Below are 17,188 nucleotides of genomic sequence, written 5' to 3'. Positions count from 1 at the left end.
CTATGAAAATTTTTGATAAAATTAAAAAAGCAATAAGTGGTCAGCCTGTTAGTGGAGTTGTGTTAATTTCTGATGTAGAAGAAGTGCAAGAAATGTTAGAGGAAATTGTTGATGAGGTCATCGCGGAAGAAGAGAAAGAAAGTTAAATGATGTAAAATTAATTTTTATTGTAACATATATTATATAGGCTAGTTGTTAATGACAGTTAATTATATATAGTAGTTTGATTAAAAGTAATTAACGTATAGCAAAAATACTAAACTATTAACAGCTATTGACAAAGCTTTTATCATAATTTAAAATAATTATATTTATAAAAGCAATGATACAAAAAAATTATTGTTTTGTTTAACAGAGAGCCAGAATATGCTGAAAACTGGTATTCTAAAACAATAAGGGACAATTGTGGAGCTGTTTGTTAAAAACAAATCGGGTTAATCTACGTTATAAGATTAGTGAGTCGTGTAATAATTCCTTACCTAAAATATATCAGTTAAATTGCTGATAATGTTTGCTGTTTAGGCGCTAAAATTTTAGCAGCTTTATGCAGTATAACTATACGCAGGAAATTGATAAAATTTTAGTGACAAAGAGAGCGATCTTTTTTAGGAATTTTAACGAAAACTAGGGTGGCACCGCGAAATGCATCTCTTCGTCCTTAGGAGGGAGATGTAATATATTTTGGAGGTGTCTTTTTTGTTATTACGAAAAGAAATTAAGAACTTAGAATGTTGTATTGGTAAAACTGTAAAGCTTATGGGTTTTGTAAAGCGTATACGCAAAGTAGGTAGTAAGCTTATGTTTATTGTGCTAAGTGACTATAGTGGAACTGTGCAGTTGGTAGTTAGCAATAATCTACCTAAAAGTCTAACACAAGAGAGCTCAATAGAGGTATTGGGTCAAGTAGTAGAAGGTAAGTATGACCTTGAAATTCATGTAGAGCAGTTAAATATCTTGTCTTTAGCAAGCAGTGAGCTACCATTTGAAGTAAACTGTGCTGATATACAGGCTAATCTAGCTAAAATTTTAAACTATAGAGCATTCAGTTTACGAAATGAGCATATAGCAGCTATTTTTAAGGTGCAAAGTACTATTACAGCTGGCTTTAGCGAGTATTTAATAAGTAAGGGTTTCACAAGTATTAAGTCGCCTAAGCTTGTTGCTGGTGCTACAGAAACTGGGGCATCTGTTTTTAGTATGAACTATTTTGGTAAAACTGCTTGTTTAGCACAAAGCCCTCAGTTTTATAAACAAATGATGGTAGGTTCAGGTTTAGAAAGAGTTTTTGAAGTAGGACCTGTGTTTAGAGCAGAGTCGCATAATACCTCACGACATATTAATGAATATACTAGCCTAGACCTTGAAATAGGCTTTATAACAAGTATTAAGCAGTTAATGAGTTTAGAACAAGAGTTATTAAATTACATTGTAAACAAACTAAATAAAGAACGAGAATATGAGTTAAAGTTATTAAGTGTTTACCCCCTAAGGTTAGGTGAAATACCAAATTTAACGCTAAGTGAAGCAAGAAAAATACTGAAAAAAGAATATAATTATGAAATTATGGCCATAGATATAGACCCCAAAGGTGAAAAATTAATCTGTAACTATGTTAAAGAAAAATACAATAGCAATGCCATATTTTTAACAGAGTACCCCACAGAGGCACGACCATTTTATACAATGCCCCATAATGCAAATAATACACTAACCCAAAGCTTCGACTTAATTTATAATGGGGTAGAGATAACCACTGGGGGTTTAAGAATTCATAACTATGAGCAGTTATTAAAAAGTGCAACTAAAGCAGGACTAAATGCAACTGAAATAGAACATTATTTAACAATGTTTAACTTAGGAATGCCACCTCATGGTGGATTTGCTATCGGCTTAGAGCGCTTAACAGCTCAGTTATTAGGTATTGAAAATATTAAACAGGCCACCTTATTTCCTAGAGATCAACAACGGTTAGTGCCTTAGTGGGGTCTGAGATTGACCACTCTATGTGTTGTGCTAGTTTTTTCAAGCAAACGCATACCAATTTTATTACCTTTGCCTGCTTAATATTTTAGTACCTTGGCAATAAACAATCTCAAAACTCTTCATGCTCTTACTCGTATTGATTAAGGGATTATGAAGTTAAAGTCTTTATAGCAATATTTAGTCATTGTTCAGTTTAGTATATGATTAATTAAGTATTATTAAAAAAAATATATAAGAATATACAGACATTTGACTTTTGTTGTTAAATCAATTCATTTATACAGTACTTAAGGCTAATCAAAAATCTGATAGTGAGTAAGAATTAACTATATCAACTTTATATATATCATTCAATAACAATGAATCTTTTTTAAAATATGTGGTAAAAATGAGCTATCTTAAAAATGATAGCTCATTTTTAGGTTAACAGAATATATTTTAATCACAGGCCATTTTTTGAGTTTTTTTAGTGCAAATATTCATTGCCTCAATTATGGAGCCTCTAAAGCCGCTTTTTTCTAGTGAATATACAGCCTCTATTGTAGTGCCAGCAGGAGAGCAGACCATATCCTTTAATTCTCCTGGGTGTTTATGCGCCTCTAAAACCATTTGGGCGGCACCTAGTACGGCTTGAGCAGCATATTTATAGGCCTTTTTTCTGCCCATGCCTTGTAGTACTGCTCCGTCTGCTAAGGCCTCTATAAACATATAAACAAAGGCGGGGCTACTACTGCTAACTGCAGGTATCATGTTCATTAGGCTTTCATCTATAATGTCTACCTCTCCTAAGCTACAAAATATGTTTAAAACAGCTATTTTCTCTTCTTCAGTAACGTTTTCATTAGTTGTAACTGCTATCATACCTTGACCAACAGATACAGGCATATTAGGCATTACTCTTAAAATTTTAAGCGCAATATCACTATAGTTTTCAATCTGGTTAATGGTTATGCCAGCACCAAGTGAGACTATTATTTGTTCTTTGTTTAAATAGCTTTTAATTTCAGTTAATACAGTGTTATAAATATTAGGTTTTACAGCTAAAACAATAATATCGCATTGTTTAGCTATTTCTGTATTACAGGGTAATTGATTTACTGAAAATTCATTGATTAAATCAGCAGTTTTTTTACCATCGGTATCGTAAACATATAACTCACTATTTTGCATGTCATTTTGGCTTAAGCCTTTTATTATGGCTTTTGCCATATTACCAGCTCCTATAAAACCTATTGATTTGTTCATTATGTTCATCCTTATCTTTTATTATTTAATTAAAGTTGTTTAAAAACAAAAAACTCACATCCCACAACAAGGGACGAGAGTTAACCCGCGGTACCACCCTAATTAGCCATTAAAGGCTCACTTAGTTATGTTATATAGCGTAAGAGTAGGTTCAATAGGCTAGTTGGTAAGAATTTCAGCATTTTCTTACTCTCTGTACAACATTACGTTATTTACTATTCTCTATCATTGCTTGTGTATATGAATTTTTATAGATTATATCTCCATTAGTAAGGTATGTCAATTGAAATATTATTACAATATATGTTAAATATCTTTATAAAGCACACTTATAACATGTATTTTCATTACTTTGCTTATTCGTTTAACTGCTTTAGCTGGTTCTTATTTTAAGTATAGATCTTTTATTTTTTTGCATACGATATTAAGTTAATAGGACGTGATTTGCTTTGTTGCAATTATATCAGCTAATGAAGAATTACTAATTCATTTAATATCTGTAGAGCCTAATAAAAATGTAAAAGGTATTTTATTTAATAAAAATGGTAAGTAGTATCAGGTAATTATTTAGTTTATAAAAATATATTTAAAAACTATTGCTTTACATAAGTATTAACAGGTATAGTATATTAGCGTGAGGATGAGTAGAGAGAGCAGTCTCTTATCGTATATAAATAGAATTCATCTGCAAGGTAATCTTCAAAAACTACTATTTATAATTAAGATATAGATTATAATTCAAGCAGTAGTTTAAAGAGATACAATTAAAGATAAAGAATAGGGGACAGGGTTATGAGGAATAGAGTGAACATTTTGCCGTATGTAGCTGGAGTAGCTTATGCTACAATTTTTGGTTTTTCATTTTTAGCTACAAAAAATGCCTTAGATCACATTGATCCGTTTCATTTTTTGGGTTTAAGGTATATGTTAGCAACATTAGCTTTAACGGTATTAATTTTAACAAGAATTGTTAAGGTTAATTTTAAAGGAAAAAACATTAGGTTAGCAATATATTTAGGTATTTTAGAGCCTTTTCTTTATATGATTTGTGAAACGTTTAGTATAAAAATGATATCCTCATCTCAGGTAGGAATGATGATAGCTGTTATTCCAATTTTCGTTACTATTTTTAGTGCGATATTTTTAAAAGAGTATGTTACTCCCAAACAATTATTTTTTATTATTTTATCGGTGGCTGGGGTTATTTTTATTGTTATGATGCAAAGTGGATTTAGCGGTGACGGTAATATATGGGGTTATGTGGTAGCTATGGGCGCTGTAATAGCTGCTGCAGGTTATACAGTATACTCTCGTAAGTTATCTACCCAGTTTACACCCTTTGAACTAACCTATGTAATAGTTGCTGTTGCAGCTGTTAATTTTAGTATTATTGGCTTTTTAAGATATAAACATGTGGGGGCATATACTAACTATTTTGCTCCTTTAAAAGATATGAGTATCTTAATACCTTTATTGTATTTGGCTGTATTCTCTTCTGTCATTGCCTTTGCGTTAATGAATTTTACGTTATCTAAAATAACTGCAACTCAAACTGCCGTGTTTTCTAACTTGGTTACTGTAGTTTCAATTATTGCAGGGGTTACCTTTAGACACGAAGCCTTTGAATGGTATCACTTTATTGGTGGAGCCATGATTTTATTAGGGGTATGGGGTGTAAATAGGTATCTAAAACAGCAAATTAGTGAAAAAAGCACTAGCTTATCACAATAATATTGCTTAATGTTTGTTACATTCTTACTGTAAAATACGAAAAGATCGCTTGAGTATTAAGCGATCTTTTCTGCTGCTGTTTTATTGGGTGCTGTTGTATATATAGAACAATCGTATTATAAGAATTATTGTGTAAGAAAATATCTTACCTTAAAAAAACAAATAATATAATTTATTGTTAACTTCTTGCAGTTTTGTAGATAAGGGTTAGGGTTAAGGTTAAGATAAATGCAAATAAAACTTTCAGCTTCTTGCTAATAATAAACGCCCTCTTTCCTTGTTGTCTTTTTGTTATTTTGGTTGCTGTCTATATTTATATTTTACTACAAATGATTCAGTTAGTTATTATTATTTAGTTAATTAAGTTTTAAGAAATTCAAAAACAAATCATACAATTTTCTTACAAAAGCTATTAGTTAGACGTAAATCCTGTTTAAACGTTCCCCTAGTCTGCTATATAATTCATTTGTTATAATATTTGCGCTAGTAGCTAATTGTAAAGCGCTTATTTCCTTATTTATATCTACCCCCAGTATAGTAACTATGTCTCCTTGGTTTACATTATTTATATTTGATATATCAACAGTCATTTGATCCATGCAAATTAGCCCAATAATTGGGGCTTTTTGATCTTTAACAAGCACGTAGGCATTGTTAAGATTGCGTGGTATGCCATCAGCATATCCTATAGTTAAGGTGGCTATTGTGCTATCCTTTATAGGTATATGTTTTCTGCCATAACCTATAGGTTGATGAGCTGGTATTTTTTTTATTGCAGAAATACGGGCTTTAACTGATAATAATGGTTTTAGATTTAACTCTATTTTAACTTCATCTTTTACTTGGCTTTTACTACCATATAAAAAAATACCTACTCTAGCGTAATCACATTTTAGTTCAGGATAGTTAACAACCCCATAACTACTTTGAATATGGTGTTTAGGAATTTTTAAGCCAAGTGATTTTAGTTTTTGAAGTACCTGATAAAAATTTTCTATTTGGAATTCACTGTACTTGATATTATAAACAGACAAACTGTCTGCCACGCATAAGTGGGTGTAAATTCCTTCTACTATTATATTCGGCAATTTAAGCATATTTTCAATAGTTTTTATGTGTTTATAATCTTCTCCTAATCTATGCATGCCAGTATCTAGTTTAAGATGAGTTCTAATGTTATTGTTAAAACTGTTAAGTTGCTTAGCGTAATTATAATCTACAGCTGTTTGAATTAAGTTATATTTATTAAGCTTATATAAGTCATTAATACTAGTATAGCCGAGTATTAATATGTCTCCCTTAATACGCGCTTTTCGTAGCTCTATTGCTTCATTAATAGAGGCTACAGCATAGCTGTTACATCCTAATTTTTGTAGTGTTTTGGCAACCTTTATTGACCCATGTCCATAAGCATTGGCTTTTACCACAGCCATGAATTCACATGAGTTGGGTAAGATATTTTTTATTTCTTGATAATTATGCTGTAGATTTTTAAGGTTTATTTCAGCCCAAGCCCTGCTTTTTAGGTTTTGAGGTTGTTTATCTTCTGTAATTTTGCAAAAAATATAAGAGATAAAAATAGATAAAATTGTTACTAAAACAAAAAAAACTAAGTTATTATCAACTAAATATTCATTGTTAATTATTTTTGCAAAAGCCCTTATTAATACAATAACTAGAGGATGTATTAGGTAAATAATTAGGGACATTCTTCTTAATATTTTTGGTATTGTGATGTGTACTGTTAAAATAAGCTGGTACAAAAAGAATTGTTGTATTAAAGCAAAACATACTATCATGTAATGGTAGAGTTAATTGTGCAGAATTAGCCCTCAACTATAGAGTTTAAAGGATAATGTTAAACCCAACTTACATGTTTTTTTAACATGTTTATTTTTTTTACTTAAAGTTACGCCCATAAAAATAAAAAGTGGAGCAAATAAAATACCATTACGTGTATAATTAAATACTATAAATACCCTAGTAAATATTGCATGTAAAAAGTATGAATTTTGCATTAGTATAGAGTAGCTATCTCCAAGCAAAGCAAAAAAATATAAGATTGTAACTACTATGAATGTTTTATAATAACTATATTTTTTAAGTAGATAATGCACTATACAGATACCAGTCATAAGAGCTGGCATAAACCACAAATGATATAATGTGCCATTTAAAAGAATATCTTTTACTATTTTTAGTAACAAATTATTATGATAAAAATAGCCCATATAAACATTTATAGGCAGGTAAAGTATTATTGCTAATACATATACTTTGCCTATTTTTATTAAATGTCTTTTGATATTAAAATCTTTAACAGAGGTTTTTTGATACATAAAATAACCTGTAGTCATAAAGAAGAATGGTACTGCAACTCTGGCAATGATTCTTGTTAATAATAAATTAGCATAACCACTAATGTTTAACAATGGAGATGTGTGTACGGCAATTACTAGTATGGCTGCTATTAAGCGAAAGCAGTCTATGCCACCGTAACTGTATTTGTTTTCTAAGTCCATTGTGTATATATAATCCCATCTGTGTTGGTTCCTGAGATTTGAAAAGGTTTATCTAGTACATTAAGAAACATTGCAGAGTCATATATTTTAATAAAACTTATTTCAATTTTATTTTGTTTATTTGTATAAACAAAAGGATTCCTAACGTTATACTGCATAATAAAGTCTAAGTACTCTTCAAGTGTAAAACCATTTTCGTACATAATTTTAGAGTGCGGAAAACCTACATATCTAAAATGCCAAGGCTCAGCAGCAATACCTGTTATATGCTCTTTGTTACTGGGATATCGCTCTATAAATCCATACTCAGCCGCCTCTACTCTAAATTGCTGACAAAAACCAGTATAAGGGAAGTTAGGACAAATAAAATCTATATTATTACTGTTTTTTGCTACATCTATTGCCAAGCCAGTTTGATGTTCACTACAGTTTGGTTTAGCTACATACTTGTTTGTAAATTCAGCGCCATTTTCGGATAAACAATCATTTAATATTTTAATTTGCTCATATAAAGATCTGTAACCACTAATAGGTATAATTTTATTAACACCATTACAAGCATGCAGCAATTTTAGTAATTGTTGGCTGGCCTGTGTTGTAAGTGATATATTTTCTATTATGCTATGCAAGGGCATTAAATCGTGCACAATACTGTAATATTGATCATTAATAGGGTTATTAGCATTTACAAGAATAAGGTTGCCTAAGAATATATTCTTTTGGGTTAGTTGAATTGTTTTCATTGTTGTAATGCCAAATCTATTAAGTTATCAATTATTTCAGTAAAACCCAAACCAATGCCCTTTAGCATATTAGGAAACCTACTATGAGTGGTAAATCCAGGAATAGTGTTTATTTCATTAAATACTATTTCTCCAGTAGGTGTAACAAACATATCTACTCTAGCAAATCCTTTACATTGTAATGCCTTATAGAGTTTTAAAGCTGTGTTTTTAACTTTATTAGTAATATTTTTATTTAGTCTTGCTGGTAAATGAATTTTAGAAGTTTGCAAGCTATATTTTTCTGTATAATTAAAGAATCCTTTACTTAACTCTATTTCATCAACCTCACCAATAGTTAATTTATCATTACCAAAAATGGCACAACCTACTTCAAATCCTTTTATAAACTCTTCAATCACAATTTTTTTGTCGTGTATTGAGGCTGTTTTAATGGCTAAAGATAATTCTTTTTCATTATCGACTTTAGTAATCCCGAATGAAGAACCAGCTTTAGCGGGTTTAACAATAAGAGGGTATTCTAAAGATTTTATTTTGTGGATTACTTCCACTATTGAAGTGTTTTTATTAATGACAATATAGTTTGGTATTTTAACACCAGCAACTTTAGCAATTATGTGAGCTAAATCTTTATCCATGCATAGAGCAGAGGAGAGTGTATCACAACCCACATAAGGTATGCCACTAAGTTCAAGTAAGCCCTGCAAAGTACCGTCTTCACCAAATTTGCCATGTAAAATAGGAAATACAACATCTACCTTATGTCGAATAACGGCTTTACTATTTAATTCAATTATTTCAGAAGATCCGCGGTTTGGAGATATAAGCGCAGGAACACAATCTATAGGATTATACCAACTATCATTTAAGATATTTGCAATGTTACCATTATATTTATACCAATTACCATATTTAGTAATGCCAATAAGTAATGTTTCATATTTTTCTTGATTAATATTTTGAATTACTGCTGAAGCAGACTGTAATGAAACAGAGTATTCGCTTGAGTGACCTCCAAAGATTACTGCTATTCTCTTTTTTTTCATTTTTTACACCTTACCTTTTTAAAAAAAGCCTTATTTATCTTAGTAAACTAATTGTACTAAGATAAATAAGGCTTTTTATTTGTTTTAAATATATATAAGCTATATATTTTCTATACTAATTCTTAAGATTTTCTGATGTGTATAAAGGTAAATATATTTCAAATTCAATAACTTCGTTTTCACTTGTGGCCTTTATAGTTCCGTTATGAAGCTCTACTATTTGTTTAGCAATAGCTAAACCTAAACCAGAACCACCTGTGTGAGAGCCACGAGAAGAATCTAAACGGTAAAACTGCTCAAAAATATGTCTAAGTTTATGCTGTGGTATTGAGTCTCCACTATTTGCAAACTTTACTATTACACCGTCTTCGTTTTCAATAGCTATAATTTGTATTTCACTATTTTTAAAACTATAATTTATAGCATTTCGTATTAAATTGTCAAAAACTCGCTCTAATTTACCTACATCACCTTTAATAAAAAGTTCATCCGGCACGTCAACTTTACAGGTAAGATTTTTATCTGCAAACAATGGGTTAAACTCGTAGGCAATCTGCTGTAGCATAAATGCCAAGTTAAAGGTTGTTGTTTCTAGTGATAAACCCATTAAGTTAAAGCGTGTTATATCAAAAAACTCGTTTATTAAAATCTCTAACCGAGCAGCTTTATCGGTGGCAATTTCTAAATACTTTTGTTTTAAGCTTGGTGATATATTTTCTTCATCCCGTAATAGTGTTAAATAACCTAACACCGATGTTAATGGTGTTTTTAAGTCATGTGCTAAGTATACCACCAAATCATTTTTACGCTGTTCAGCCTCTTTAGCAAGTTTTTGGTTTTGGCTTCTATCATATTTAATTTCATTTAGCCTTAGTTCGATATCCTCTAAATCATCTGGTAATTTTATAGGGTTAGAATCATCAGTAAATACTTTATCTATAGCTAAGGTCATTGTATCTACATAAGAAATTGTTTTTCTTACATAATAAGAAATAATTATTAATAAACAAAATATCCAGGAGACTATAAAGAAAAAAAGTCTATTATTATCTAGTAGTTTACCTATTATATAAAATATAGAGTTAGTATTATACCATACAATAAGATCATGTCCTAAAATAAAAAAAGCTAAAAAAATACCACCTAAAACAAAAGTCATTATGGCTATTGATACTAATAATTTTAGGTAAATTTTTATATATATTTTTGATTTATTTTTGAACCTACTGCTCACTTTCAATTTTGTAACCTACTCCCCATACAGTTTTTATGAATTTTGGCTTACGAGGTTTCTCGTGCATTTTCTCTCTTAATCTCCCAATGTGTGCCATAACAGTATTGTTATTATCTAAAAACTTTTCGCCCCAAACGGCCTCAAATAATGCCTCTGATGAAACTACTTTACCTTTATTTTCACAAAGATACCATAGTATAGAAAACTCAATAGGAGTAAGTGATAATACCTCACCAAATAAAGAGCAGGTATGTTTATCTTTGTTTATTATTAGCCCTGCAAAATCGTATTCATTTTGATTTGTACTTGCCGATATTGCTGTTGATTTAAACATATTATAACGTTTATATCTTCGTAATTGGGCTTTCACTCTAGCTATCATTTCTAGGGGGTTAAAGGGTTTAGTTATATAGTCATCAGCACCAATTGTTAAGCCAGTAATTTTATCAATATCTTCTACCTTGGCAGTTAACATAATAACGGGGTAGTGATGGTTTTCACGTATTTTTTGGCAAATAGAAAAACCACTTATATCAGGAAGCATAACATCTAAAACTGCTAAGTCTAGTCTATTATTCTTTATACATTGCAGAGCATCAGCACCATTATAATATTTGAATATTTTATAACCCTCGTTTTTTAAATAAAGTTCTACTAAATCTGCTATCTCTTTTTCGTCGTCAACAACTAAAATATTAATACTCACTTTTAATTCACCTCAGTTTTAAGATTTATTTATCTAGTAAAAATGATTTAATAAACGCAATAGATTCTCTTAAATAACTGCTTATATAGCTTTGCCAATAAGTTGAGCAGGGAATACCTACAGGATCAAAATTATTACGGCTTGCCAACATTTTTGATCTAAACATATGGTAGTCATTGGTAACAATGCATATTGTCTTTTTTTCAGTATTATCTATTTTGTCGATTATTTCTCTTGTGAACTTAATGTTCTCAAAAGTACTTGTAGATTTATCTTCCATAATAATTCTTTTTTCATTTATTCCTTTAGCTTCTAAGTACCTTTTCATAGCTAGGGCTTCTGTGATATCTTCTCCAGGGCCTTGACCACCAGAAACTATTACCTTTGTATTAGGATACTGAGTTAAATAGTCATAACCTTTATCTAATCGTAATTTAAGAGGTAAACTAATTTTTTCTCCACGAACCCTGGCACCTAAAATTAGTAAATACTCTGTATCAACATAGCTTTTGGCTATTCCATTATATACCATAGGTACTAAAAGAGCAGAATAACAGATAGTACCTATTATTATTATAACAAATATAAACTTTCTAACCTTACAGTATTTGGGTGTTAATAATGCCTTTTTGCGGACTGAAGGAAGTATAACTAAAAAAACTCCAAGTGTTCCCTGCATGAAAACTCCAATGTTTTCGACATCAAATAAGTATAAGGCAAAGAAGTTAATTATAAAGATAATACCTACAATAAAAAAAGAAAAGTCTAATATTTTATGCTCTCTGGGTTGTGTATTCATGTTTTTCTCCTGTAAATTCAAATTCTATGATATGCTCTAATTAAATTATAAATTTTAAAAATAATCTAATACTAAATAACACTAAAATTAATGCACATATTTTATTTAATAATAATTGAAAATTTGGGGTGAATGACTTTTTTGTTAAGGTAACTATAATTGTAATAGTAGTAAACCACATAATTGAGGCACTAGAAAACCCCAATATAAAAAACCAATCTCCATTTAAAGGTAGTGATGACCGAATACCTCCAAATAATATGGTTCCATCTATTATAGCCTGAGGATTAAACCAAGTAACAGCAAAACAGGTGGCTAATATTGAAGTTACTTTTAAAGGTAATTTTTTTGTAGTTTTAAAACTCTCAATATCTTTATTCCACAAACTAAAGGCAATATATAACATAACAAATAACCCGCCTATAATCAAAGGTAACTGAATGCGAGGAAATTTCAATAATAGATTACCTACCCCAAAATAGCAGGCAAACGCCAATGATATATCATTTAAAATTATAAAAAAAGTTGTAAAAAAAGTTTGTTTTTTTAGCCCTTGCAAGGCGCTTTGAATAACATATAAATTTTGCATACCAATTGGTGCAACATAAGCTAATCCTAATAATAAACCCTGAATATAAATTTTCATAAAAACCTCACTATAATGTTTGGATTATAGCAAATATTTACTTATCTATAAAGTCTTATTATTATTTTTAACTAAAATCTAAAATAATTATATCGTTTTGCTTAAGGCAAATTTATATTAAATTATTGTTAAAAAACATACAAAATACCTTTTAAACAATTACATAATAGTAACACTGTTGTAACAGAGGTAGAAAAAAAGGTAAAATAATTATAGTATCGAAATAATAAAGCAGTTATATTGATTTATTACATTCAGATAGCCAAATTATGAGTAAAGCTAGGTTAGGTGATTAAATGTTTACACTAAATAATGTAAGAGAAATGACACCGGTTGCTAAAGATAACATATACTTAGAGACCCCTGCCCGTGGATTAGTTCCAAGGTATGTAAGCCAACAAGCTATAAATGCAATATTGGGATGGCAAAACTTTACAGAAGGTATCGAAAACAAATATCTAAAACCAGAAGTAATCAATAAATTAGCTCAATTACTACAGGTGAGTAGTGATGAAATAATTTTATCTACTTGTACTTCTCATGGTTTTAACTTACTTGCCAATTCAATACAATGGAAGGGTACAGAAAACATTGTGATGCCAGCTTGTGAGCATCCTAGTAATTATTACCCTTGGATGCATTTACGTAGGTATGGAGTAGAGGTTAGAACTGTACCATGTAAAAATGGAATAACATATGCTGATGACTTAATAAAATATGTAGATGATAATACTAAAATTATCGCAGTATCCTTAGTTAGTTTTTATCCAGGTGCATACTTAGAGGTTGAAAAATACGCTGAAATAGCAAAAAAGCATAATGCTCTTTTAGTAGTAGATGCAATTCAAGCAATTGGATTTAGACCAGTAAACCCTAAAAAACTAGGTATTTCTGCATTAGCATCTGCTGCTTATAAGGGTTTAATGTCACCTTACGGTAGTGGATTTTTGTATATAGATAAAAAAGTTTTAGAAGATTTAATTCCAATAGAAATAAATAAGAGAAATGTTATTGCTCCAAAGGCTAAAACTCGTCAAGGAGATGCAGATTATTATTATAAAACAGGAGCAGCTAAGATGATGGCTATGCCAACTCATTTGGCTGGTTTAGCATCAATGAATGGTGCTCTAGATATTTTACTTGAGATAGGTGTAGATAATATCTATAAACATATACATCAGTTAGCTAAAGCGTTAAACCAAAAGCTCAAAGTATTGGGTATTAAAACAGCATTGAGTGATCAAAATCCTTTATTTAGTCATATTGTTTGTGCTAATAGAGAAGACGGAGATGATTTGGTACGTTTTGCACGCAAACAGAAGTTGTTTTTAAGTAATAGAAGAGAAGGTATAAGACTAGGGCTACATTTATACAATAATATGGATGATATTGATAATGCTACTTTAATAATTGGAGATTATTTGAAACAAATTTAATATACATGTATATAAAATAAAAAAAATGGTAATAATGGATAACGTGAGGGTGAGTTGTGGGGAGTTACCTTCATTAGTGGTTCAGAAACTTTTTAGGCTGAGCCACTTTTGTCTTTTAAAGCCATTTATTAATTTCTAAATAGGTACATGTTTAAAAGCAGATATAACAGGTAGTGAGCTAATTTATTTCTCCTGTTTAAATAGAATAATATCTTTGATTGTGATAGAATTTAATAAGAGCGTTATTTTATTATCATTATTTTGATAATAGACAGTTAGTGCATAGTATTTGTAGGGAATAATAGTAATATATAGATTATTGTAGGGATGATTTTTTTTAACCTATACAATAACCGAAGTGTGAAAAAAACATTACTTGCACGCTGACTTAAACAGGAGGATTTTTAATGAAGAAGGTAAAGCTAATATTGGTTTTAGTAGTTTCATTATGTGTAGTTGCTACTATGTTTGCAATGTCTACTAAAGCTACTATTAAAAGTAGAGATGAAATACCATATATTTTAAAAACGAGCGATATGGAGAGAGATTTGTGTTGCTTAACCGAGAAAATTGAAAAGTATCATCCAATTTTTGCTGTTAATAAAGAAATGCCAAAATCATATGTAAACTCATTAAGTGTTGCAAAACAAGAAATAAAGCAACCTAAAACAAAACAGTCTTTTTTCTTTATTTTAAATAAAGTGGCTGCTTCACTTGGTGACGCCCATACTCGTCTTGCTTTTCCTGATAATGAAGATATGGGTATTAATTTACCAATTGTATGGCTCAAAGATGGAGTTTTTGCATGCAATAAAACTCAAGAGTTTGAGATCGGTGACCAAATAACTGGAATTGGTGGCAAATCAATGAGTGAAATCTTTGATTATGCTAAGTCTGTTTTTTCTTATGAAAATAGTTACTATCTTGAAGCATTGTGTGAAAGGCACATAAATAAAGAGTATTTTTTAAGTAATTTTGATTTAATAAATACTGATAGGGTTCATATTGAGTTTTTAAGAAATGGTGAAGTTAAACAATGTGAGCTAAAAATTGAAAAAATGAATTTAAGAAATGATGATAAAAATGAAATTACTTGGAATGTTAGTGTAGATAAAAATATGGGTTATTTTAAGTATAATAGTTGTAAATTCGATGATAACTACAAAAAGCAACTAAATAGTTTTTTTACTGATGTTGCTAATAAAGAAGTGAAAAATATCGTTTTTGATTTAAGAGAAAATGGTGGTGGTAGTGTAGCTACTACAACTCATATGTTCGAATATTTAAGGGGTGTTAAGAGGTATGCTTGGTATGGATATATATCAGTAAAGCATGATCCATATAAGGTACATGATTGTAATAGCTTTCTTATGGATACTAAGGAAAATATAGCTGAAAGTTTAAAGTTTAATGGAAAAATTTACATATTAATATCAAATAATACTTTTAGTGCTAGTAATACTGGAGCTTTTATGGCTAAGGACAATGGTTTTGCAATTTTAGTTGGAGAGCCATCTGGAAATAAGCCTACTAGCTACACAGCGATAAAAAAAATTAACTTGCCTGTTACTGATTATTTGCTGAAAGTCTCTACTGGTTTTGTAAAACGTATAGATGAAACTAAAAATGAAGATATTGCATTGTATCCAGATTATGAAGTGTACACTACAGTAGAGGATTTAAAACAAGGTAGAGATCCTCAAATGGAGAAGGTTTATGAATTAATTAATACAAAAGAAAAGTCAAGAGGAGTTATTATGAAAAATATAATATCTAAGTCGGTAACACTAGTGTTGTTATCGATGCTACTTTTAACAGCCTGTACCACGGAAACTGTTGTAGTTCCAGAGGGCTATTTATCACCAAAGCAAATGAACAAAGATGTTAATTTTGTTGTTAAAAACGTAAAAAAATATCACCCTTTATTTAAAAAAGAAGTACCCGAGTGTTTCGTTAATGCTTTAGCTAAAGCTGAAGAGGATATAAAACAGCCAAAAACAAAAGAGCAATTTTATTATATAGTAAATAGTATTGTCACTCCTTTAAACGATGGACATACTGCAATTTATTATAGAGATGAAAATAGGGAAAAAATTAACTTACCATTAAAATGGCTTCACGATGGTTTATATTTATATAAGGATTCAAACCAATTTAAATTAGGTGACGAGATTACAAAAATTGGTGGAAAAACTACAGCAGAACTATTTGATTATTTAAAGTCAATAATTTCAAGTGAAAACGACTACTATGTAAAGCACTTGGGTCAATACTATATAAGATATAAACATGTATTAAATCATTTTAAGCTAATTAATGATAAAAATGAGGTTGAGGTTGAATATTTAAGAGATGGTAAGCTTAGTACCTGCTATTTAACTTTTGAAAAAATAAAAAGCAGTAGTGCTACTTTAAATAAAGATTGGATATCTTGGAATATCGATGAAGAGCATAATCTTGGTTATATAAAAATTAATAATAGTATATATGATGATCATTTTATATCTGAAATAACTAAATTCTTTACTGAGGTTGCTAACAAAAAGGTTAAGAATGTTGTTTATGATTTAAGACTTTGTGGAGGTGGAAGCTGGTTTGGTATGAAACATGCAATAGGCTTTCTCAAAGGTGTCCATAAATATATGGAATTTGGTTATATAACAAAATACAATCATAAAGATCCATATGAGACAGAGTTATATAAAAAGGTAGATGAAAAAATTAAGTTTGATGGCAATACATATATGTTAATATCAAAAGTAAACTTTAGTGCTAGTAATATTTCTGCTTTTATTTGGCAAGATAATAAGTTAGCTACCTTAATAGGAGAACCAACTGGAAATAAGCCAGACAGTTATACTCAAAATGAATTCTTTAATTTGCCTGTTTCTGAATTTGGTTTTATAGTTCCTAATATTTATACTCTAAGACCTGATCGTTCAAAAAAAGACGATGTAGCTGTATTTCCTGATATTGAAGTATACACCACAGTAGAAGATTTAAAACAAGGTAGAGATCCTCAAATGGAAAAGGTGTATGAGTTAATAAAAGAAAGCGGTAATTAGGGCACAGCGTTACACTCAGTTATTTTTGAATA

General features: G+C 30.0%; 13 protein-coding genes, 1 pseudogene and 1 other annotated feature. Of the genes and pseudogenes, 5 read left to right on the top strand and 9 right to left on the bottom strand.

Going from position 1 to position 17,188, the window contains the following annotated elements:
- Positions 1 to 2 precede the first annotated feature (2 nt).
- Positions 3 to 146, top strand: a complete 144-nt coding sequence (locus IMX26_RS04805) for a hypothetical protein (protein ID WP_195160546.1) — start codon at positions 3 to 5, stop codon at positions 144 to 146.
- 550 nt (positions 147 to 696) lie between these two features.
- Positions 697 to 1,980, top strand: a complete 1,284-nt coding sequence (aspS, locus tag IMX26_RS04800; protein WP_279324887.1) for an aspartate--tRNA(Asn) ligase — start codon at positions 697 to 699, stop codon at positions 1,978 to 1,980.
- 441 nt (positions 1,981 to 2,421) lie between these two features.
- Here aspS and proC read toward each other — a convergent pair whose 3' ends face one another.
- Positions 2,422 to 3,228, bottom strand: a complete 807-nt coding sequence (gene proC, locus IMX26_RS04795) for a pyrroline-5-carboxylate reductase (RefSeq protein ID WP_195160545.1) — start codon at positions 3,226 to 3,228, stop codon at positions 2,422 to 2,424.
- A gap of 66 nt (positions 3,229 to 3,294) precedes the next feature.
- Positions 3,295 to 3,466 (bottom strand) — a binding site (T-box leader).
- A 554-nt stretch (positions 3,467 to 4,020) separates the two neighbouring features.
- Between proC and IMX26_RS04790 the strand changes: the two genes are divergently transcribed.
- Positions 4,021 to 4,959: a DMT family transporter gene (locus IMX26_RS04790; protein ID WP_195160544.1), complete on the top strand. Its 939-nt coding sequence runs from the start codon at positions 4,021 to 4,023 to the stop codon at positions 4,957 to 4,959.
- A 416-nt stretch (positions 4,960 to 5,375) separates the two neighbouring features.
- Here the strand turns inward: IMX26_RS04790 and vanT are convergent, their stop codons facing one another.
- The 8 genes and pseudogenes from vanT to IMX26_RS04750 all read right to left on the bottom strand — a co-directional run bounded on the left by vanT (position 5,376) and on the right by IMX26_RS04750 (position 12,655).
- Entirely contained in the window at positions 5,376 to 6,758 is a 1,383-nt protein-coding gene (gene vanT, locus IMX26_RS04785; RefSeq protein ID WP_207729320.1) for a serine racemase VanT catalytic subunit, read from the bottom strand.
- Positions 6,759 to 6,791: 33 nt separating this feature from the next.
- Positions 6,792 to 7,481 carry an acyltransferase gene (locus IMX26_RS04780; protein ID WP_195160543.1) on the bottom strand — a complete coding sequence of 230 codons (690 nt, stop codon included), beginning with the start codon at positions 7,479 to 7,481 and terminating at the stop codon, positions 6,792 to 6,794.
- Positions 7,472 to 8,224, bottom strand: a complete 753-nt coding sequence (locus tag IMX26_RS04775) for a D-alanyl-D-alanine carboxypeptidase family protein (RefSeq protein ID WP_195160542.1) — start codon at positions 8,222 to 8,224, stop codon at positions 7,472 to 7,474. Before IMX26_RS04775 ends, IMX26_RS04780 begins: the two co-directional genes overlap by 10 nt.
- Entirely contained in the window at positions 8,221 to 9,270 is a 1,050-nt protein-coding gene (gene vanG / locus IMX26_RS04770) for a D-alanine--D-serine ligase VanG (RefSeq protein WP_195160541.1), read from the bottom strand. The genes IMX26_RS04775 and vanG overlap by 4 nt, the downstream gene beginning before the upstream one ends.
- Before the next feature lie 115 nt (positions 9,271 to 9,385).
- Positions 9,386 to 10,087, bottom strand: a pseudogene (locus tag IMX26_RS04765) (HAMP domain-containing sensor histidine kinase); the annotation flags it as partial.
- 406 nt (positions 10,088 to 10,493) lie between these two features.
- The gene (vanR, locus tag IMX26_RS04760; protein WP_195160540.1) at positions 10,494 to 11,210 is read right to left on the bottom strand and encodes a VanR-ABDEGLN family response regulator transcription factor; all 717 of its coding nucleotides are present in this window, start codon (positions 11,208 to 11,210) and stop codon (positions 10,494 to 10,496) included.
- 25 nt (positions 11,211 to 11,235) lie between these two features.
- The gene (locus tag IMX26_RS04755; RefSeq protein WP_195160539.1) at positions 11,236 to 12,009 is read right to left on the bottom strand and encodes a YdcF family protein; all 774 of its coding nucleotides are present in this window, start codon (positions 12,007 to 12,009) and stop codon (positions 11,236 to 11,238) included.
- A gap of 40 nt (positions 12,010 to 12,049) precedes the next feature.
- Positions 12,050 to 12,655: a LysE family transporter gene (locus IMX26_RS04750; RefSeq protein WP_195160538.1), complete on the bottom strand. Its 606-nt coding sequence runs from the start codon at positions 12,653 to 12,655 to the stop codon at positions 12,050 to 12,052.
- A 296-nt stretch (positions 12,656 to 12,951) separates the two neighbouring features.
- On the opposite strand from IMX26_RS04750, the gene IMX26_RS04745 reads away from it, so the two are divergent.
- A complete protein-coding gene (locus IMX26_RS04745; RefSeq protein ID WP_195160537.1) occupies positions 12,952 to 14,091 on the top strand; it encodes an aminotransferase class V-fold PLP-dependent enzyme in 1,140 nt (379 codons plus the stop codon).
- 407 nt (positions 14,092 to 14,498) lie between these two features.
- Positions 14,499 to 17,156 carry a S41 family peptidase gene (locus tag IMX26_RS04740; protein ID WP_195160536.1) on the top strand — a complete coding sequence of 886 codons (2,658 nt, stop codon included), beginning with the start codon at positions 14,499 to 14,501 and terminating at the stop codon, positions 17,154 to 17,156.
- Positions 17,157 to 17,188 lie beyond the last annotated feature (32 nt).

The organism is Clostridium sp. 'deep sea', from assembly GCF_014931565.1.
Classification (GTDB): Bacteria; Bacillota; UBA994; order PWPR01; family PWPR01.
This window is presented reverse-complemented; position numbering and strand designations above follow the sequence as displayed.

What these genes read in the sequence shown, in the direction of transcription:
- IMX26_RS04780 (WP_195160543.1), bottom strand. Translation starts at nt 7,481, where the DNA reads ATGGACTTAGAAAACAAATACAGTTACGGTGGCATAGACTGCTTTCGC.
- IMX26_RS04775 (WP_195160542.1), bottom strand. Translation starts at nt 8,224, where the DNA reads ATGAAAACAATTCAACTAACCCAAAAGAATATATTCTTAGGCAACCTT.
- IMX26_RS04805 (WP_195160546.1), top strand. Translation starts at nt 3, where the DNA reads ATGAAAATTTTTGATAAAATTAAAAAAGCAATAAGTGGTCAGCCTGTT.
- vanG (WP_195160541.1), bottom strand. Translation starts at nt 9,270, where the DNA reads ATGAAAAAAAAGAGAATAGCAGTAATCTTTGGAGGTCACTCAAGCGAA.
- IMX26_RS04755 (WP_195160539.1), bottom strand. Translation starts at nt 12,009, where the DNA reads ATGAATACACAACCCAGAGAGCATAAAATATTAGACTTTTCTTTTTTT.
- IMX26_RS04740 (WP_195160536.1), top strand. Translation starts at nt 14,499, where the DNA reads ATGAAGAAGGTAAAGCTAATATTGGTTTTAGTAGTTTCATTATGTGTA.
- proC (WP_195160545.1), bottom strand. Translation starts at nt 3,228, where the DNA reads ATGAACAAATCAATAGGTTTTATAGGAGCTGGTAATATGGCAAAAGCC.
- IMX26_RS04745 (WP_195160537.1), top strand. Translation starts at nt 12,952, where the DNA reads ATGTTTACACTAAATAATGTAAGAGAAATGACACCGGTTGCTAAAGAT.
- vanT (WP_207729320.1), bottom strand. Translation starts at nt 6,758, where the DNA reads ATGATAGTATGTTTTGCTTTAATACAACAATTCTTTTTGTACCAGCTT.
- IMX26_RS04790 (WP_195160544.1), top strand. Translation starts at nt 4,021, where the DNA reads ATGAGGAATAGAGTGAACATTTTGCCGTATGTAGCTGGAGTAGCTTAT.
- IMX26_RS04750 (WP_195160538.1), bottom strand. Translation starts at nt 12,655, where the DNA reads ATGAAAATTTATATTCAGGGTTTATTATTAGGATTAGCTTATGTTGCA.